Genomic DNA, 18,705 nt, shown 5'->3' with positions numbered 1-18,705 from the left:
TGCAGCAGCCGGGTTACATCTGGTTCGGCAGGAACAAAACCAGGGCTGGCAGCGACAGCAGCAGGAGAAGACGGATGATATCCACCATCCAGAACGGCGTGACACCTCTGAAAATGGTCGCGGTCGGGACGTCCCGGACCACAGCGCGCAGGACGAAGACATTCAGGCCGACCGGCGGGGTGATCAGGCTGATCTCGGTCACGACAACCACGATGATGCCGAACCAGATCGGATCGTAGCCGAGCCCGGTCACGATCGGAAAGAAGATCGGAACGGTCAGGAGCAGCATGGACAGGCTCTCGAAAACGCAGCCGAGCGCGATGTAGATCAGCAGGATGATGCACATGACCACCCAGGGCGGCAGGTCATAGGCCGTCACCAGGTTGCTGAGCGCAGCCGGAAGTCCGGCGACATTGACGAAGTTGGAAAAGATCCACGCCCCGATCAACACGGCGAACAGCCCGGCCGTTGTCATGGCGGTTTCACGCAGGGCATCGAACGTGTCCGACAGCGACAGGCGGCGCCGGGCGATCGCGATCAAGAATGCTCCCATCGCGCCCATTCCGGCGGCTTCCGTCGGAGAAAAACTCAGGTTGAGCGGGGGAACGTCGAAGACGCCATAAAGACCGCCGATGACCAGGAAAAACAGCAGAAGAACCGCCCAGACGTCCTTCAGCGCGGCCAGTCTTTCCGCGACGCTCGCGCGCGGCCCGGCAGGGCCGGCGTCCGGATCGCGCCAGACCGTGAACTTGACCGCCACCAGATAAAGCACGATGCCGATCAGGCCGGGAATGACGCCGGCGACGAAGAGCTTGCCGATGGAGGTCTCGGTCAGAAGACCGTAGATGACGAGAATGACGGAAGGCGGAATGAGTATGCCGAGCGTCCCGCCCGCGGCGATCGAGGCTGTCGACAGCTTGTCGCTGTAATTGAAGCGGCGCATCTCCGGCATGGCGACTTTGGACATGGTCGCGGCCGTGGCCAGCGAGGATCCCGATATGGCGGCAAAGCCGCCGCAGGCGACGATGGTCGCCATGGCGAGGCCGCCGCGCAGGTGACCGAGGAACGCGTTCGACGCCGCATAAAGCTCCCGGCTGATGCCGGCCTTGTTCACGAACAGGCCCATCAGGATGAACAGGGGCACCACGGACAGGCCGTAGTCCTGGCTGGTGTCGATGATCAGACGCGCCGCCATTGAGATCGAGGCCCGGTAGCTGGTCTCGAGCATGAAACCAACCATGCCGACAAAGCCCATGGCAAACGCGATCGGAATGCGCAGCATGACCAGAACGAGCACTGCCGCAAACCCGAGAAGACCTTCAAGCATCCGACCCGCCCATCAGTTTCGGTGCAAACAGATAACCGAGGCCCCGGACAATCAGAGCGACGGCGGTGATCGCGGTGACGGCAGCGATGAACCAGCCGACGAAATGGAGCGGCAGCCTGAGATATTCCATAACATCGCCATAGGACCGGCTGCGTTCGGCCAGAACATAAACGCGTTCCGCCGGCCAGATCAGGATGACGCCGCAAAACAGGTTGGTGAAAGCATCCCGCCAGCGCGTGAGGTGGTTTCTCTTGAAGACACCGTCGAGCAGGTCGACGCTGATATGGCCGCCCTGCGCCGACACGACCGGCAGCACCGAAAACACCGTGATCGCCATCAGAAGGCGGGTCATGTCCGCAGCCACTTCAATCGGTGCATTGAAAACCGAGCGCAGCACGACGTCGCAAAATGTCATGACCATCAGGACAAAAAGCGCGAGCGCGGCAAGAAGGGCCGGCAGCCTGGCTGCAAGCTTCAGAAATTGCGACACGTCTGTTCCTCTGGAAAGCCGGTGGTCCGGAGGGCTCCGGACCACCTGTTGCGGTCAGTTGCCCGCCATTTCCTTCTTGACCATTTCATAGGCCGCTTCGGCGTCAAGACCGGCTTCGGTCAGTTCCGCCAGCACCTTGGCCTTGACTTCGCCCGCGATCTTCTCGAACGCGGCGACGTCGTCCTCGCTCGCAGGCGTGATCTTGGTGCCTTCAGCGCTGTTGGTCGCCTCGTAGGCGATCTTGTCGGACTTGTCCCAGGCAGCGCCGGCCATGCGGCTCGCCGGTTCACCGAAAACGTTCTCGTCGAGCGCCTTCTGAACGTTCTCGGGCAGGCTGTCGAACTTTTCCTGGCTCATGATGATCGCGAACGAACCGCGATAGAGCCCGCCGGGCATGTCGTAGAGGTTCTTGGCAACCTCGTTCAGCTTGAAACCGACCCGTTCGCCGACATTCATGGCAACGGCATCCGCCGCCCCGGAATCGAGTGTCTCATAGACCTTGGGTGCGGGCACGTTGATGCCGATGAGGCCCAGCGCCGCTCCGACATCACCGGCAACACCGCCGCCGATGCGGGTCTTCAGGCCGTCCATGTCGGCAAGGCTCGCGACGTCCTTGCTGGAATGGATCTGGCCGGGACCGTGTGTGTTGAGAGAGATGACCTTCACACCCCGGTGTTCGTCGAGCTTGTCGAGATGTTCCTCGTGCACGCGCCAGTAAGCAACGGAAGCCGCCTCGGCGCTGCCCTCGTAACCGGGAAGTTCGATCAGCTTCGTCGCCACGAACCGGCCGGGCTGATAGCCATGGAAGATGATGGCAATGTCTGCCGCGCCATCGAGGATCAGGTCCATCTGGGCAGGCGGCGGCGCAAGACCGAAGACCAGTTCACCGGAGACCTCGCCATCCGTCGACTTTTCCATCATGTCGATGAGGCCCGCGAAGATTTCCGTGTTGATGCCGTGCGTAGGCGGCAGCCAGCTTGAAATTTTCAGAACAGTTTCAGCCGAAAGCGCAGATACGCTCAGGCAGAGCGAAACGGCCGTGGCACCTGCGATCCTTATAAGCGACTTCATTTTCCTCTCCCTCGGAATGTGTCTCAAAAGGGCAATTCCTCCGCGCCCGAGACCGACCTTCAAATCTTCCCTTCAACGCCGCTGCTTGTCAAGAAATATGAAACTGCATATATTTTTCGCAGCGCGTGAAGACGCATATTTCATTTTGGCGTTGCCTGTCCCTATCCTGACCTCCCCGCGTAGCCGCTTGACAAGAAACGCGTTTTCCTGCGCCTCTGCCGTTCGGCCCTGCGTGAACGGATATGAAATTCCAGGTGCAAGTCTCCCGGACAGGCACGGGCGTATTATTGACCGACCGGACGATAAATGCAAACACAAATGTTGTGCCAGGCAAAATCCGATGCATCCGGGAACCTATCCATTGTATAGGTGGCACAAAGACCGGGGTGCGGACTCATAAATGAGGCTGAAACGGCATGCGAAATGGCGAAATCCCGTTAGGAAGCGTGCGCTGAGCGGGCTTTCTGCCCGCTCAAGCGTGCTGACGACACGGGGTGAAGCCATTTCCATGTCCTTCGGATTTGACCGGATTACTCCTCCCCGACGTTGCGAAAGACTTGAAAATGAACCACATTTCCTGCGCTTTCGCGCCTTGGCGAGAAGCAATCCGCCGCAAACCATTTCAGCCTCATTTATGAGTCCGCACACTAGTCACCTGAATCTGAAGTTCGTAACATTTTGCAGCGGGCTTCGAACGAACTTCAGATTCAAGAAGGTGACTAGCAAGTTTATGTTTCTAGGTTCTGGTCAGGATTTAACGAATAGGGATTCCCTTTTGGCAGCAAATCAGATTCAAGACTGATTTTTGGAGATCAGTCATGTCTGAGACGCGTTACGAGGATGAACTGACGGACGCTCAATGGGCTCGTCTTGCACCGTTGATGCCTGGAGGGTGCCGAGGCAAACGCGGTCCACGAACGGATAACCGGCGTTTTCTGAACGCAGTCTTGTGGATCGCACGCTCGGGAGCCAAGTGGCGTTATCTGCCTGAGCGCTATGGCCGTTACGGCACGGTCAAGCAACGCTACTACGACTGGATTTCAAGAGGCGTTTTTCAAAACATCTTCAAAGCGTTGAATGAGGACGCGGACTTTGAATGGCTCAGTGTCGATGCCACCGTTGTCCGGGTTCATCAACACGCCAGCGGCGCAAGTCGCAAAAAAGGGGCTCTGAAGCCCAGGGTATCGGGCGCTCCAAGGGAGGGCTGACAACCAAGCTGCACGGCGTATGTGACAGTTTAGGGCTGCCCTTGCGCTTTGTCTCCAGTCCAGGACACCGGGGCGAGGTTCTGTTCGGGGCTGAGCTGATCAAGGGCTACAAACCCGGCTATGTTATCGCGGATCGGGCATACGATGCGGAGCATTTCCACGACGCTATTCTTGATTTGGGAGCAACACCCGTCATTCCGCCACGCCACAATCGCCTGCGGCCCCATGCTTGTGACTGGACAATCTATAAAGAACGGAACGCCATAGAGCGTTTGTTCAATAAGCTCAAACACTTCAGACGCGTCGCCACTCGCTACGACAAACTCTTAGCCAACTTCATGGGCTTCGTGACGATTGCCGCAATTCATATCCTGATCAGGTAATCCTTAATTCCTGACCAGAACCTAGTGCGGTTTGCGAATTTGAAGTTCGCTTCGCAGACTGCTGTAGCAATGATGCGAACTTCAAATTCACCGCACTAGGGAGGAACGCATTGGAAATACCGTTCAAAACCAAACGCATGCTCAATTTCGGCGACTGCGACATCTCCGGGACTGCCTATTTTCCGTCCTATCTGAATATCCTCAACGGCGTGAACGAGGAGTTCTGGCTGGAACTTGGCTACCCCTGGCACAAGATCATCTGGGAAGAACGCTGGGGGACACCGACGGTCCACATCTCCAGCGACTTCTCAAGCCCGTCCTTCTTCGGTGAAGAGCTCGAATTCGAGGTCACGGTGCAACGCGTCGGCCGGTCGTCGGTCACCATTCACCACGAAATCAGCTGCAAGGGTCAAAAACGCTGGTCGAGCACGCAGGTGCTTGCAGCCAGCAACCTGGATGAACACACCTCGATCCCCTGGCCGGATGATGTGAAGGCGGCGCTGCTTGCCTGCATTCCGGAGACCGATTGAGGTCTGGCGGGCTCACGGCAGAAGCTGGATGTTTCCGAAGGCGGCGTCGCTGTTCAGGATGTCGACCCGCTTGTTCGCGATCCTGATCGCACCATCCAAAACGGCAAGTTCGTGGATTGCGGTCAGGGCCAGCAGGAACTGTTCGTCGAGCCGGGTTTCGACATAGTGCATCGAGGTGTTGGTCACGACGCGGTTTTCGCTCATCTCGTCGATGAAGGGACGCTGGATGACGTGATGACAGCGGCTTTTGGGCTTCTGGCTGAAGGTCCTGGCGCCATTCAGCCGTTCGACCCGCAACCGCAGCATGAACATGTCCTCGTAGAGCAATGAGGTCACCAGGTGCGGATCAGTCTGCTTGTAGTCGAGCGGCATCCAGTAGTGGCCGTCCTCGAGCCAGAGGGACAGCCATTCGTCATAGCGGCCCTCATCGAGCATGCGCGCCTCGTCATAGATGAAGTCGATGACCTGTTCCCTTGAAACCGGCATCACGCGTCCTCCATTGAGACTGTCATGAACTTCACCCAGGCATCGAACTGGTTGCGCATCTGGCGCTCGGTGGTGCCGTTTTCTACGGCCTCTTCGGCAAAGTCCTCGTCCCCGGTCCTGAGCCTCTGGACGTTGACCCACTCCATGCCGTTGGTCATCAGGCCTTCCTGCGCCCGTTCGTACATTTCCAGATCGTCGTGCCCGACAATGGAGGTCGGCGCATTGATCATGCGATTGTACATGGCCGTGCGCGCCAGCAGCTGATCCGGGGCTCCGACGAGCCTGTAGATGTAACTCTCCACCAGGGTCTTGTCCGGCCCGAGCGGAATGAAGTTCCGGAGCTGCTGGATCGGCCCCTTGATCATGATGTTCGGGAAATAGACCGTGTTGTGCCGGTTCTCGTCCAGGATCGCCCTGGCGCGGTCCTGGCCATAGGCCTCGCACAGGGACTCGAAATAGCCGGGGATCGCGGAGTAGTCGGAATGAATGGAGTGATGCACGCCGGTGTGTCCGTGGCCGTTCGGCCAGGTGCGTATCCCCATCTTTTCGAAGAACTCGTAGGGCGACATGAAGGGGGCGATGATTTCCATTGCCGGCGGCCGCGGCTCCGGGTTGCCCATCTCCTTCCAGATGTTGACCGCGGTTCCGGCAGAACTTTCATGGGCGACCATCGGATGGCAGGTGTCCGTCTGGTTTTCGACGAGCATCTTCCAATTGCACTTGTGCATGTAGCGCAAGGGCGGCCCGGCAATCTCCAGGCGTCCTTCCGGAGACCGGTCGACCATGTTGTCGATCGAACTCAGGCTTCCTCCGAAATAGTCTTCAAATCCGATGCCTTCGGGTGCGAGCCTTGCAAACACGAAACCGCGATAATTGCGCACGGCCCCGACCGGCGTCATGCCCTTCGCGCTTTCGCTGTCCTCGAAGCCGGTATCCTCGTAACCCTTCTTCAGCGGAATCGCGAGAAGGCAGCCGTTGGTCTTGAAGGACCAGGCATGGTAGGGACAGCGGAAGAACTTGCCGGTGTTGCCTTCCCGGTCGATGGCGATCTTGGTGCCCTTGTGCGGGCACCGGTTGAACAGAACGTATATTTCGCCATCCGAATGCCGGACCTGAATGACCGGCTGATCGCCGACCTGAGTCGTGAAGTAGTCGCCTTTTTTCGGCGTCTGGCTTTCGTGACCGACGAACACCCAGGTGTTCGTGAAGAGATGCGCCATTTCCAGCCGGTAGATCTCGAGACTGGTATAAACGTCCCTGTGCACCTGGGGCCCGGTGAAAAGGGCGGTTATTTCGCTGGCTGTCCGCATGCTGGCTCCTCCTCCGGTCTGCGACCCTGAACGTTTGTAGCGGTTACAGATCAAGCACCAGGCGGGCAGACCTTGCCCGGCTGACACAGATCTGCATGACCTTGCCGGATGCCTTTTCCGCATCGGACAGGACCACATCGCGGTGATCGGGCTCGCCGCTGATCACGTCCGTCTGGCAAATGCCGCAATCGCCGCGCTGGCAATCATACATGACGTCGAGACCCGCATCTTCGAGGGCCTCGATGATCGTCTGGCCCGGAGCGACGGTCACGACCTGTCCGGTTTCGTGAACCTCCACCTCGAACGATGTGTCACCGTCCTGCTGTTCCGGCGACGTGAAAAGCTCGACATGAACCGAACCATCGGGAATGCCGGCATCCGACGCCGCGCTACGCGCCGCGTCGATCATGCCTTTCGGGCCGCATATGTAAACATCCGTCCCGCCGGGCTGGGCCTTGAGCAGCGCGGCGAGTTCGATCGGTTCTGCATCGTCGAAATAGAGTTTGACGGCTGCCCCGAACGCCGCCCTCAAACTGTCGGCGAAGCCCATTCTGGACGCGGTGCGGGCCGCGTAGTGCAACTCGAAAGGCAAGCCGTCTTTTTGAAGGCGCGTTGCCATCGAGATCAGCGGCGTGATGCCGATGCCCCCGGCCAGCAAGAGCGAAAAACCTGGATTTCCGGCAAGCGGGAAGTCGTTCTTCGGCCCGCTTGCGGACAGTTCCTGTCCGGCAGCAAGACCGTGCATGGCTATCGAACCGCCCTGGCCTTCCTCCTCGCGCTGCACGGCGACGTCGAGGGTGCCGGACGCCTGCGGCCAGTCAATCAGGGAATAGGCGCGTGTGCCGGCCGGTCCGAGATCGAATTCGACATGTGCGCCGGGTTCGTACGCTGGCAGCGCGGACCCGTCCGCCGCCGCGAACCTGAAGACGGAGATCAGATCCGTTTCCTTCTCCACGCTTTCAAGAACAAGTTTCACCGGCGGCTCCTCCCGTCAATAAATATGAAATTTCATATAATTTGAGTCAAGCCTCTTTTTTTCCGAAATGTTCCGGGCTAAACGGAAACAGTTTCGCAGATTTATCAACGCGGCAGACAGACCTCATCCTGAGGAGGACCCGCAGGGTCCGTCTCGAAGGATGGCCACGAATGCCGAAAGTTTGGCCTATCCTTCGAGACGCTGCTGACGCAGCTCCTCAGGATGAGGGAGGTGGTCGTAGCCCGGCAAGCTGGACCAACCAACCGATGCAGCTCTTGAGGATTGCGGGTCGGCACATCAGCCTTGGACACGGGCGCGCACGTCGGGGACACTCATTGGCACAGGCACCTGGAAAATTCGTTTCTTCTTACCTGCTCTATCTCCTGGCAGCTTCGAGCGAGGCGGCCAGCCATCAATTCCATGCGCGCGTGCGCGAGATGGGGCTGCGCGTACCGGAATGGCGTGTCCTTGCCTGTCTGTTCGACCAGGACGGGCTGATGATTACCCAGTTGGCGCGCTTCTCGCTCATGGAACAGTCGCGCATGACACGCATCGTCGATCAGATGGAAAAGCGCGGACTGGTTGCCAGGCGAAGCGACGAGGGCGACGGACGCCGGGTCCGGGTCTATCTCACCGAAGAGGGCCAGTCCCTGAGCACGGAACTTGTCGCGGAAGCGCAGGATCACGAGACGAGGCTGCTGTCGGCACTCAGCCCTGCCGATGCCGAACGCATCAAACCGTCGCTGGTCCGGTTACTGGAAGCCCTTGATTCGTCTCTGATTTCGAACGACTGAACGGGACAGGCGTCAGGCGTCGACCGTCAGATCCCGGGACTGCCTCTTCTCGAGAAAAGACCATATCGTCCGGGTGACGCGGTTCGAATGCGGCCGGTGCCGGAACAGCCTGATTTCAAGCGGCACTTCCCAGTCCGGCGCGCCGGTCTGCACGAGAATGCCGGCTTTCATATCCGGTGCGACGAGGCTCCTTGGCAGCCAGGCCACCCCCATGCCGTCACGCGCGCGGATGCGAAGCGCACCCGCCATGGAATTCTCGTAGACGATCCGGAGCCGGTCGCCCAGTCCCTCGGCTTTGAACAAGGGCTCCAGATGGCGCGCAATCGGCGCATCCTCCCCGAACCTCAGGAACGGCATTTCGATCTTGTCGGCACTGAAACTGAACAGGGGCGTGCCGCCCGACTGAGGCTTGGAGACGGGGATCAGGCTGTCATAGCCGATGGTGAGTGTGTCGGCGTCGTCGCTCCTGCTCCTGGCAGCGCCCGCCTCCTGGCCGTTGTAGCGAATGTGACGGCTTTCATATGCAATGACGAAATCGACGTCACCGTTCTTGAGATCGCGCATGCAATTGGGCAGATCGTCCGCCCGCAATCGCGACAGAATGGGACCGAAACTCTCCTCGAAGTCCTGCAGCCAGGCCGGATAGAAGCGCCATCCGATCGAATGCTGCGCCCCGAAGGTAACGACATATTTGTCCGGCAGCGATTGCGCCTCGAGGATCTGGCTGCGTTCCTGCTCGATCCTGTCCAGCGCCTGCTGCCCGGCCTCAAGCATCTGCAGCCCGGCGGCCGTGAGACGGACAGGCTGCCGCGACCGGTCGACAAGCGTCACGCCGATCCAGCTTTCCAGGGACCTGATCCGCCGGCTGAACGCGGACTGGCTCAGATTGCTCAGGTCGGCCGCCTGGGAAAAGTTGCCTGTCTTGTGCAGACGGGAAAGGTCTCGGAACAGATAGATATCCATGAGGTCGAAAGATATTGCAAAATTTGCATAATGTCATGCAAACATACTATTGGATTTGCGGCTGAATTTGCCTCAATTTTGAGCTTGAGGAAAATCTAAGCAGAGCCATAACATGTCCGTCGAAAAACTAAAATCGAACGCAACAACGCGGATCGAATTCAACCGGTTCCCGAGGGTGGATTTGTGTCATCAGCCGACGCCCATTGAAGAAATGCCGCGCCTTGGCGCGCTTCTGGGCGGACCGAAGCTCCACATCAAACGCGATGACTGCACGGGACTTGCAACGGGCGGCAACAAGACCCGCAAGCTTGAGTTCCTGATGGGCGAAGCGCTGCGCGAGGGCGCCGACATGATCGTGACCCAGGGAGCGGTCCAGTCCAACCACGTGCGCCAGTCCGCAGCAGCGGCCTGCAAGCTGGGCATGAAATGCCACGTTCTGCTTGAAAGACGGGTCCCGGACCGGGACGAAAGCTACGAAAAAACGGGCAATGTCTTCCTCGACAAGCTTTTCGGCACGACGTTCGAGTTCCGGCCAAACGGCCTCGACATGAACGCCGAGGCGATGGCGGTCACGGAGGGTCTCCGGAACGCCGGACACAAGCCCTATTTCATCCCCGGCGGCGGTTCCAACGCCACAGGCGCTCTCGGCTATGCGAACTGCGCGCAGGAGATCGTCGACCAGTCGGTCCAGAGCGGCCTCCATTTCCAGTGGCTGGTCATGGGAACGGGCAGCTCCGGCACCCAGGCCGGACTCGTCGCGGGTTTCCACATTCTGGGGTATGATCTGCCCGTGATGGGGATCAGCGTGCGCCAGCCGAAGGAACGGCAGACCGGCGCCGTTCTTGCCACGACGCAGAAAACGCTGGCGCATCTGGGAGGACCTGACATTGCACCGGACAAGATCCTGGTCGATGACGGTTATGTCGGTGAAGGCTACGGTATCCCGGCTCCTTCCACTCTTGAAGCAATCCGGTTGACGGCGCGTCAGGAAGGCATTCTTCTTGATCCTGTCTATTCGGCAAAGGGCATGGCCGGCCTGATCGGTCTTGTCCGCAGCGGTTTTTTCAAACCGGAGGACAATGTCCTGTTTTTGCATACCGGGGGCTCAACGTCCCTGTTTGCCTATGAAGATCAGATTTCCGAGGACCTGGCGTAAGCGAAACCATCAAAACCCAAAAAAACAGGTCACCGGCACCATCCACCAGAGGAGTGAATCATGAAATCAAGTCTTAAGTGTCTGACCGTCGCAACTGCGATGAGCGTCTTTGCCGTGCCCGCCTTTGCGGCCGAGGAAGTGAAGATCGGCGTTCCGTCCTGGACCGGCGCACAGGCAATCGCGCACCTGCTGGCTGCAGTTGTCGAAATGCGCATCGGCGGCAAGGCGGAAATGGTTCCCGGCAACAACGCAACGATTTTCCAGGCCATGGACCAGGGCAAGGGCGACATTGACGTCCATCCCGACGTCTGGCTGCCGAACCAGGAAAGCTTCACCAAGAAGTATGTCGACGAAGCCGGCACGGTGACCCTCTCGTCCAACCCCTACGAAGGCAACCAGGGCTTCTGCGTCTCCAAGGATTTCGGCGAAGCCAACAACATCACGGACATCGCCGATCTCGGCCGTCCTGACGTTGCCGAGAAGATGGACAGCGACGGCAACGGCAAGGGTGAAATGTGGATCGGTGCGCCGGGATGGGCGTCGGCCAATGTCAACGAGGTCAAGGTGCGTGACTACGGTCTGATGGACTTCATCGAACCGATCCGTGCCGAGGAAAGCGTCAAGACCGCGCGCGTCAAGGACAGTATCGCCAAGGGCGAGGGCTATGCCTTCTACTGCTACAAGCCGCACGCGATCTGGTACATGTTCGACGTCGAGATGCTGAGCGAGCCGACATACGACCCGGCAAAATACGTCATGGTCCAGCCGTCCGACGATGCCGACTGGTTCGAAAAGTCCAATGTCGAAACGAAGGACGCGCTGAAGAAGGTCCAGATCGCCTGGTCCAATTCCCTTGCGGATCGCTCCCCGGCCATCGCCGAGTTCTTTTCCAAGTTCTCGCTGACCGCAGATGACGTCAGCGGTTTCGCCTTCGAGATCAGCGGGAACGGCAAGGATCCGGCAGACGTTGCGCGTGAGTGGGTCGAAGCGAACCCGGATCGCGTCGATGCCTGGCTTGGGCTCTGATCCTCAGACCTTGCAAACAAGGCGGTGCCGGTTCAACCGGCACCGCGCAGCCGTGACCAATCAAATCCTTTAATGCTGCGGAGCGCCGTGATCCATGAGTGATGAGACCGTCATCGAGATCTCCAATGTCTGGAAAATCTTCGGCGCCGACCCGAAGGCCGCACTTGATGCGATCCTTCAGGAGGGCCTGACCAAGGCCGAGGTTCTTGCCCAGTACAATGCCGTGGTCGGCGTCGCCGATGTCAGCCTGCACGTCAATCGCGGCGAAATCTTCTGCATCATGGGCCTCTCCGGCAGCGGCAAGTCCACGCTGGTCCGTCATTTCAACCGCCTCCTGGAGCCGACCTCCGGCAAGATCCTGATCGAGGGAACGGATGTCATGGCGCTCGGCACAAAGGACCTGCAAACCTTCCGCAACCGCAAGATCGGCATGGTATTCCAGAATTTCGCGCTGATGCCGCACCGGTCCGTTCTGGACAATGTGGCGATGCCGCTCGAAATCCGGGAAGTCTCCAAGAACGAGCGCATGCGCCAGGCGGCGGCCTTCCTCGAAATCGTCGAACTGGGCGCCTGGGGGTCGAAATACGCGCATGAACTGTCCGGCGGCATGCAGCAGCGCGTCGGACTGGCGCGCGCACTTGCCGCCAATCCCGACGTCCTGCTCATGGACGAACCGTTCAGCGCCCTCGACCCGCTGATCCGGCGCCAGCTGCAGGACGAGTTCATCCGGCTCAGCCAGATCCTGAAGAAGACGACCGTCTTCATCACGCATGACCTTGACGAGGCAGTACGCATCGGCGACCGCATCGCGATCATGCGGGATGGGCGGGTCGTTCAGATCGGCACCGCCGAGGACATCGTGATGCATCCCGCCGATGACTATGTCGCCGACTTCGTCGCCGGGATCTCGCGCCTGAAGGTTGTCCGGGCTCATGCTGTGATGCAGCCGCTGGCGGACTATACCGGCGCGAACGGCCCCGTTCCGGAGGGCGCGCCGCGCGTCGGCGAAAGCGAAACGCTCAGCACGCTCATCAACATGGCGATCGACACGGGCGATGCGATCATCGTCGAGGACAATGGCGCCGATGTCGGCGTGATCACGCGGGAAAACATCCTGAGAACCGTAATTGAGGGGACCGAGGTATCATGATGGACCAGATCAACACGCCCCTGACCGACAACGAAGCGGAAGCCGCCCGGATCTACACCGAGGAACGCCGCAAGAACATCGCCGAGTTCGTGCGCACGAACCCGGAATACTACATCGAGAATTTCGACAAGATCGGCGCGAGCTCCCGCTTTACCGCAACGTTCAACATGATGGCCGGGCTGTTCGGGCCGGTCTGGTTCGGCGCCCGTGGCCTGTGGTCCTGGGCCCTGCCGTTCCTGATCATCGAAACGCTGGCCATCGTTCAGATCGCCCGTGGCCTCTTCGGTGATCTTGCGGCAGAAGCCAGGGAGCGGATCGCGTCAATCGAGGGAACGCTCGAACTGCGCCGCGAACAGCTTGCCGCCGCCATCGAAAGCGGCTCCGACAAGGCCGACGTCTACCGGAGAACTGTGGAATCGCTGGAAGCAAGTATCGGCGGGATCCGGGCCGAAGCAGACGCGCTTGCCGAGCAAGGCATCTGGATCGCGCTGGCCGGCGTGGCGCTGCTGGTGATCGCCAAGCTTGTGCAGGCCGTCTCCGCCAACTGGGCCCTTGAGAAGCGGTTCTCCGAGTGGCTCTCCGACAATTCCATCCGCTCGGGCATGCCGGTCTCGCAGATCGCGTTCAGCGCCGTGTTCATGGCGATTATCGTGCTTGCATCCGTTCTGCACTACAGCTTCCCGGGACGGTTCTCGCTGCTCGATGCGTTCCCGACCAATCCGGATTTCCGGATCGTCAGCATCGAGGGCGTGGAAGCTTTCTTCGCTTTCTGCGTCGCCAACGGGGAAGCGCTGTTCGATGCGATCACCTATTGCATCCGGTTGCTGCTGGATGCGCTTGAACTGGTCTTCGTCAGCACGCCGTGGATCGTGGTCGCCAGCCTGATCATTCTCCTGACCTGGCTGACGGCAGGCATCCGGACCGCCATCTGGTCTGGTGCGTTCCTGGCCTATATGGGCCTGCTCGGGTTCTGGGACAAAGCGATGACGACGCTGGCGCTGCTCGGCACCGCTGCCTGCCTGTCGATTGTCATCGGCATTCCGCTCGGAATGTTCGCAGCGCGGCGGCCCCGGTTCTACGCCTTCATCCAGCCGATCATGGATTTCATGCAGACCATGCCGGCCTTTGTGTTCATGATCCCGGTCATCGCCTTTTTCGGCACCGGCAAACCGGCCGCGGTCGTCACGACCATGATCTTCGGCGGCACGCCGGTCGTCCGCCTGACGGTGCTGGGCCTGCGCGGTGTCCCGGAAAGCGTACGCGAGGCGGCGATCGCCTTCGGCGCCAACAAATGGTACCTCCTCACGCGCGTCGATCTGCCGCTCGCCAGCCCGTCGATCCGTGCCGGGATCAACCAGACGATCATGCTGTCTCTGGCGATGGTTGTGGTCGCCTCTCTGATCGGGGCCAAGGGCCTGGGCGAAGACGTTCTCGAAGCCCTGCAATACGCCAATGTCGGACAGGGCATTCTCGCAGGTTTCTCGATCCTGTTCTGCGCCATGATCCTCGACCGGATCGTGCAGGGTGCGCGTAAATGATCCCACTCGTGCTCGTTCACGGGTTCATGGGGGGCAGCGACCAGTGGCGCCTGCAGGCGCCACTGGCAAACGACGGGCAAGTGGTCGAAATCGATCTGCCCGGCTTCGGCGACAATGCCGACCTTCCGCCGATCAATTCCATCGGGGGATTCGCGGACTGGGTGCTGCAATATCTCGCAAGCCTCGGGATCGACCGCTTTCACCTGCTCGGACATTCGATGGGCGGCATGATCGTCCAGGAGATGATGCGGCGGCAACCGCAATCCATCGAGCGGCTGATTCTCTACGGTACCGGTCCTGTCGGGGTCCTGCCCGGCCGGTTCGAGACAATCGAGACCTCCATGCGGCGCGCGCAGGAGGATGGACCTTCGGCGACCGCCCGCCGTATTTCCGCGACCTGGTTCATGAAGGGCGAAGATGCCGAGACCTATCCCGACTGCGCGGCCATTGCCGAGAGAAGCAGCCTGGCCGCGATCATGGCCGGACTGGAGGCCATGCGTGACTGGTCCGGCGAAGACGCCCTTGCCGCGATCAGCGCACCGACCCTGGTGATCTGGGGCGATGGCGACCGCACCTACGCGTGGCCACAGGCGGAGGTTCTCTGGAAGACGATACCCGATTGCAGGCTCGCGGTCGTGCCGGGCTGCGCGCATGCTGTCCATCTTGAAGAACCGGAGCTTTTCAATCGCATCGTCACCAAGTTTCTTCGCGAAATGTAAGAACCGGCGCCTTGCCACGGCAGAGCGACGCGGCCTGACACGAGAAGCGGCTCAGAACCTGTAGCTGCTTTCCAGCAACAGGCCGTAGCGCTGGTAGTTCTGCTCCAGAACGGCCTTTGACCCGTCGGAGACCCAGCGGCGATCGAAATTCGACTGCAGCCACCAGTAGCGCCCGCCGATGCCGACATTCCAGTTGCGGGCAAGATCGAAATTCAGCATGACATCGGTTTCGACCCCGTGGGTCCAGTCGCTTTCCCAGGTCTCGACACGGTTGTAGCTCCAGGGAACAGCGGCGACATCGACCATCCAGCCGAAGCGTTCGCCGATGTCGCCTTCCGCCGTCAGCCCGACACGGAGGGCATGCCACTGACGGGTCTGCTCGGCAATGAAGCGCCCATCCACCGCATCGATGCTGTCATTGAGATACTGGTAGCCGACATAGCCCTTCAGCCGTATCTGGTTGTTTGCGAATTCGGCGAAGCGGACGCCGCCGTCGACGACCACATATCCGAGAGCGCTGGACTCCAGATCGCCGCTCGGAAAAATGTAAAAATCGCCTTCCCCGCCAAAGTTCCGGCCCAGCCCCAGATAGGCCCTCATGAACATATTCGTGGTCGTGTCCTCGAGCTCGCCGAAAATCTCGGCCGTGTGCGAGGTAACGTCATTCACGGTGTTCCAGTTCAGATCACCGGTATCGATTTCCGAATTGTTCTGGCTGTACCAGTACCGAAGGCCGATACTGCCCCTGAGGACCGAGGTCTGAAACTCTGTCGGCACCGGTGAATTGTAATTTGCAGCATTACCGCCCTGTGGTAGAAAGAGTAAGCACAATAACGCTGAAATCGCCCTGAACATTAGCCCTGCCCCAAGTGGAAATATTTCGCTGAATTCGCGCAATAGGTGCATCCAGTCATTGCAATTTATGGTTAACAGTGGGTGAAGATCTGCATCAAATGAGTGTTCTTCACAACATCATTCAGAGCCGCGCAAGGTCATCGCCCGGGACAACGCAACGTCATTTTTCAGTGACTTATGCCCATTGGGGAAACGGTTTGGCCGTCCCGGCACAGTCCGCCCGGGTGCGTAGACCCGTTTGCCGTTCGACCTGACCGGTGCTACCGTCGGCTGCGCCTGTCACGGTGACAGGCGGCGGAGACTTTATGTTCACGAATGCGCACAACGGCTGATCTCTGCCTTTGAGACAGCAAATCAGGATCGGCGGCCCCCTCCCGGAGTGTCGCCCACCATTGTGCTGCCGGTTTTCCTGCACCAGAACCTTTGCGCGGACGGCCGGCACAGACCCTTGCCGGGCGATTCAATCGCACCGGCGCAGGCATCGTGAAAGAGCATCAAAAATGAAAATCAGACCATCCGTCGCGAACGACATTCCGTCCCTGCAAAAGATTGCCGACAGCACCGGGCTGTTTCCGCCCGACCTGTTGCCGGAGATGATGGGCGGCTTCCTGTCGGAGGGAGACGGGAACAGCCTGTGGCTGACCTGCGAAGAGAACGGCGAGGCAATCGCTTTCTGCTTTGCCAGCGCGGAGACATTTGCCGAAGGCACATGGAACATGCTGGCGCTCGCCGTCCTGCCCGAAAAACAAGGCAACGGCGTTGGCCGTGCCGTTGTCGCAACGCTCGAAAGGCTGCTGCAGTCCGGCGGCAACAGGGTGCTCATCGTGGACACGTCCGGAACCGAGAGCTTTTCCGGAACGCGCCGCTTTTACCTCAGGTGCGGCTACACCCAGGAAGCACGCATCCGGGACTTCTGGGGCCCCGGCGACGACAAGATCGTATTCTGGAAGGCTCTCTAAACGCAGGGTGGGGCGCGGCCGGGACGGCCGCGCCCCACCGCCGTCAGGCCAGATCCTTGATGAGCAGCAGGACATCGCCGGTGTAGTAGGGCTGGCACGGATGCGACCGCACGCGCGCCCTTTCGTGCAGCTCATATCCGAGGCGCTGATAGAGGCGCACCGCGCCACTATTCTGGGCATAGACCTGAATGCTCATGGCGGATGTGCCGTTTTCCCGCGCAAGACGTTCCGCCGCAGCAAGCAGGGAACTGCCCAGACCCTTTCCCCGATATCCCGGGAACGCTGCCAGGGCGTTGATGTACCAGGTTCCGACCGAATGTCTTTCGAGCTCAACGAACGGCGCGATGGGTGCGGGGAGCGCATCGGGATCATCTTCCGGCATGGCATCGATCGGGTAACTCAGAACCATGCCGGTGACCATTCCCTGCCTTTCGGATACAAGCGCATTCGTAAAGGAAAATCCGCCCGACGGCCGCCTTGCGCGTTCCGTACCGACGTCGAGCGGTGTCTGGTTGCCTTCGCAGGCCCGGCTCCAAAGCCAGTTCGGAATGCCTTCGCCGGCGATGTCGATCAACCTGGCAAGAGCTGCTGCATCCTCGGCGTTTGCTTGCCGGATCAGGGGACTGGACTGAAAATTCATTGTGATTGCTCTCTTCTTTAAAAATTACCTGGCACTGGACTTTCAGGCAGCCGGCCGGCACCGTTCATGTATCGCAATACAGCCGACATGCCTGTGATCCGTGCCACAGCACCCGCCGACGACGCGGATGTTGGGCAGGTAGCGCATCAGTTCGGCATTCAACCGGCCAAGTTCACCCGGGTCGCCGTCGTCGAGTGTTTCGGCTTCGTCCAGTTCCGCATGGCTCATGCGCGAGGCGTTCGACCGGATGCCGCCGATGCGCGATGTCCAGGCGCCGCCCGTTTCCAGCACATTCCGGAAATGATCGGGATGGGCGCAGTTGATCATGTAATAGGCGGGGCCGTTGACTGTCGCCTCGTCAACCTCGCCGATCGCATCCGCCAGGGACTGGCCGGACGGCAGCCGCCCGTCGGTTTCGAGCGTGAAGGCGATAACAACGGGGATGTCGATCTCCGCCGCCGCGCGCACGATACCCACGGCCTCACCGGCATGGGTCAGCGTCATGGCGCTGATCATGTCCACGCCGGCGCGGCCCAGCGCATGAATTTGCGGGGCATGGATCAGAAGGGCGTCCTGATACGAAAGCATCTCATCCGGAGCATAGGCGTCGCCGGACGGCCCGACGAGCCCGTTGACAAGGATCGGCAGCGCCGGCGTCTCATGCCGGTCCCGGATCTTGGAGACGAACTGCACGGCCCGCTCGTTGGTCTTCAGAACGTCGGCGACCGACTGGCCGAGCGGTCCCGCCCAGGCGACACCGGCACGCCAGGTCGGCGCGTCCAGCACAAATCCGCGGCCGGATTGTCGGGCAATCTGCAGGAAACGTTCGTAATACTCGGCGAGGTCCTGGCGTCCTTCCTCGCTGTCGAGCAGAACCGCTGCGGAAAAGCATGGCAGCTCGTAGCCCTTGTCGAAGATCAGATAGGTCTCCAGTCCACCATCGGACAGATAGAACCGTTCGGCATGAATAAGATCATGAAATCGCATGGCACTTTTCTCCTGTTTCGATGCCAGGAGAGATATGCGTTCCGCCGTCAAGCAGATAGTGGTCGCGTGGTCCGGTTGCGGGGATTCATTTTCCGCTTTATTTTCAGTGCGTAAGGCGTGGTTGTTTCGTTTGACTC

At 60.0% G+C, this 18,705-nt stretch carries 19 protein-coding genes; 9 read left to right on the top strand and 10 right to left on the bottom strand.

All coding sequences use genetic code 11. The features are described from left to right. Positions 1-13 precede the first annotated feature (13 nt). Genes ACO07N_RS09360 through ACO07N_RS09350 form a run of 3 tightly spaced genes read right to left on the bottom strand, consistent with a single transcriptional unit; the run spans position 14 to position 2,888 of the window. On the bottom strand, positions 14-1,327 hold the full coding sequence (locus ACO07N_RS09360; protein WP_421980756.1) for a TRAP transporter large permease: 1,314 nt from the start codon (positions 1,325-1,327) through the stop codon (positions 14-16). Beyond that, positions 1,320-1,817, bottom strand: coding sequence for a TRAP transporter small permease (locus ACO07N_RS09355; RefSeq protein ID WP_421980755.1), 498 nt, complete (start codon positions 1,815-1,817; stop codon positions 1,320-1,322). Before ACO07N_RS09355 ends, ACO07N_RS09360 begins: the two co-directional genes overlap by 8 nt. Positions 1,818-1,871: 54 nt before the next feature. Further along, positions 1,872-2,888 (bottom strand): TRAP transporter substrate-binding protein, encoded by a 1,017-nt coding sequence (locus ACO07N_RS09350; RefSeq protein ID WP_421980754.1) that lies wholly within the window; start codon positions 2,886-2,888, stop codon positions 1,872-1,874. A gap of 818 nt (positions 2,889-3,706) precedes the next feature. Between ACO07N_RS09350 and ACO07N_RS09345 the strand changes: the two genes are divergently transcribed. Next, positions 3,707-4,479 (top strand): IS5 family transposase gene (locus ACO07N_RS09345; RefSeq protein ID WP_421980360.1). Its coding sequence is split into 2 segments (ribosomal slippage): positions 3,707-4,043 and positions 4,043-4,479, totalling 774 coding nucleotides; the frame shifts between segments, so codons are not numbered across the junction. A gap of 110 nt (positions 4,480-4,589) precedes the next feature. Then, complete coding sequence (locus ACO07N_RS09340) at positions 4,590-5,009, top strand: acyl-CoA thioesterase (RefSeq protein WP_421980753.1); 420 nt, start codon at positions 4,590-4,592, stop codon at positions 5,007-5,009. A 12-nt stretch (positions 5,010-5,021) separates the two neighbouring features. Here ACO07N_RS09340 and ACO07N_RS09335 read toward each other — a convergent pair whose 3' ends face one another. From ACO07N_RS09335 to ACO07N_RS09325, 3 genes are read right to left on the bottom strand one after another with little or no spacing between them, the layout of a single operon-like run. Beyond that, positions 5,022-5,495, bottom strand: a complete 474-nt coding sequence (locus tag ACO07N_RS09335) for an aromatic-ring-hydroxylating dioxygenase subunit beta (protein ID WP_421980752.1) — start codon at positions 5,493-5,495, stop codon at positions 5,022-5,024. Further along, a complete protein-coding gene (locus tag ACO07N_RS09330; RefSeq protein WP_421980751.1) occupies positions 5,495-6,805 on the bottom strand; it encodes an aromatic ring-hydroxylating dioxygenase subunit alpha in 1,311 nt (436 codons plus the stop codon). Before ACO07N_RS09330 ends, ACO07N_RS09335 begins: the two co-directional genes overlap by 1 nt. Positions 6,806-6,848: 43 nt before the next feature. Continuing rightward, positions 6,849-7,781, bottom strand: coding sequence for a PDR/VanB family oxidoreductase (locus ACO07N_RS09325; RefSeq protein ID WP_421980750.1), 933 nt, complete (start codon positions 7,779-7,781; stop codon positions 6,849-6,851). Positions 7,782-8,116: 335 nt separating this feature from the next. Here ACO07N_RS09325 and ACO07N_RS09320 point away from each other — a divergent pair, with 335 nt between their 5' ends. After that, a complete protein-coding gene (locus ACO07N_RS09320) occupies positions 8,117-8,575 on the top strand; it encodes a MarR family winged helix-turn-helix transcriptional regulator (protein ID WP_421980749.1) in 459 nt (152 codons plus the stop codon). Between the two features lie 12 nt (positions 8,576-8,587). On the opposite strand, the gene ACO07N_RS09315 is transcribed toward ACO07N_RS09320, so the two are convergent. Continuing rightward, positions 8,588-9,538 (bottom strand): LysR family transcriptional regulator, encoded by a 951-nt coding sequence (locus ACO07N_RS09315; RefSeq protein WP_421980748.1) that lies wholly within the window; start codon positions 9,536-9,538, stop codon positions 8,588-8,590. Positions 9,539-9,650: 112 nt separating this feature from the next. Here ACO07N_RS09315 and ACO07N_RS09310 point away from each other — a divergent pair, with 112 nt between their 5' ends. From ACO07N_RS09310 to ACO07N_RS09290, 5 genes are all read left to right on the top strand, one after another. Further along, a complete protein-coding gene (locus ACO07N_RS09310; protein WP_421980747.1) occupies positions 9,651-10,694 on the top strand; it encodes a D-cysteine desulfhydrase in 1,044 nt (347 codons plus the stop codon). Positions 10,695-10,754: 60 nt separating this feature from the next. Further along, positions 10,755-11,720, top strand: coding sequence for a glycine betaine ABC transporter substrate-binding protein (locus ACO07N_RS09305; RefSeq protein ID WP_421980746.1), 966 nt, complete (start codon positions 10,755-10,757; stop codon positions 11,718-11,720). A 94-nt stretch (positions 11,721-11,814) separates the two neighbouring features. Then, on the top strand, positions 11,815-12,870 hold the full coding sequence (locus tag ACO07N_RS09300) for a quaternary amine ABC transporter ATP-binding protein (protein WP_421980745.1): 1,056 nt from the start codon (positions 11,815-11,817) through the stop codon (positions 12,868-12,870). Beyond that, complete coding sequence (locus tag ACO07N_RS09295; RefSeq protein ID WP_421980744.1) at positions 12,867-14,408, top strand: ABC transporter permease; 1,542 nt, start codon at positions 12,867-12,869, stop codon at positions 14,406-14,408. The genes ACO07N_RS09300 and ACO07N_RS09295 overlap by 4 nt, the downstream gene beginning before the upstream one ends. Further along, on the top strand, positions 14,405-15,127 hold the full coding sequence (locus ACO07N_RS09290; RefSeq protein WP_421980743.1) for an alpha/beta fold hydrolase: 723 nt from the start codon (positions 14,405-14,407) through the stop codon (positions 15,125-15,127). The genes ACO07N_RS09295 and ACO07N_RS09290 overlap by 4 nt, the downstream gene beginning before the upstream one ends. A gap of 51 nt (positions 15,128-15,178) precedes the next feature. On the opposite strand, the gene ACO07N_RS09285 is transcribed toward ACO07N_RS09290, so the two are convergent. Continuing rightward, positions 15,179-15,904 carry a hypothetical protein gene (locus ACO07N_RS09285; RefSeq protein ID WP_421980742.1) on the bottom strand — a complete coding sequence of 242 codons (726 nt, stop codon included), beginning with the start codon at positions 15,902-15,904 and terminating at the stop codon, positions 15,179-15,181. 578 nt (positions 15,905-16,482) lie between these two features. Here ACO07N_RS09285 and ACO07N_RS09280 point away from each other — a divergent pair. Continuing rightward, positions 16,483-16,941, top strand: coding sequence for a GNAT family N-acetyltransferase (locus ACO07N_RS09280; RefSeq protein ID WP_421980741.1), 459 nt, complete (start codon positions 16,483-16,485; stop codon positions 16,939-16,941). Positions 16,942-16,984: 43 nt separating this feature from the next. On the opposite strand, the gene ACO07N_RS09275 is transcribed toward ACO07N_RS09280, so the two are convergent. Then, a complete protein-coding gene (locus tag ACO07N_RS09275; RefSeq protein ID WP_421980740.1) occupies positions 16,985-17,581 on the bottom strand; it encodes a GNAT family N-acetyltransferase in 597 nt (198 codons plus the stop codon). Between the two features lie 42 nt (positions 17,582-17,623). Next, positions 17,624-18,568 carry a homocysteine S-methyltransferase family protein gene (locus ACO07N_RS09270; RefSeq protein ID WP_421980739.1) on the bottom strand — a complete coding sequence of 315 codons (945 nt, stop codon included), beginning with the start codon at positions 18,566-18,568 and terminating at the stop codon, positions 17,624-17,626. Between the last annotated feature and the right edge of the window lie 137 nt (positions 18,569-18,705).

Source organism: Roseibium sp., assembly GCF_965229775.1.
Taxonomy (GTDB): Bacteria; Pseudomonadota; Alphaproteobacteria; order Rhizobiales; family Stappiaceae; genus Roseibium.
The sequence above is the reverse complement of the archived record's forward strand: the minus strand, read 5'-3'. Positions and strand labels throughout refer to the sequence as shown.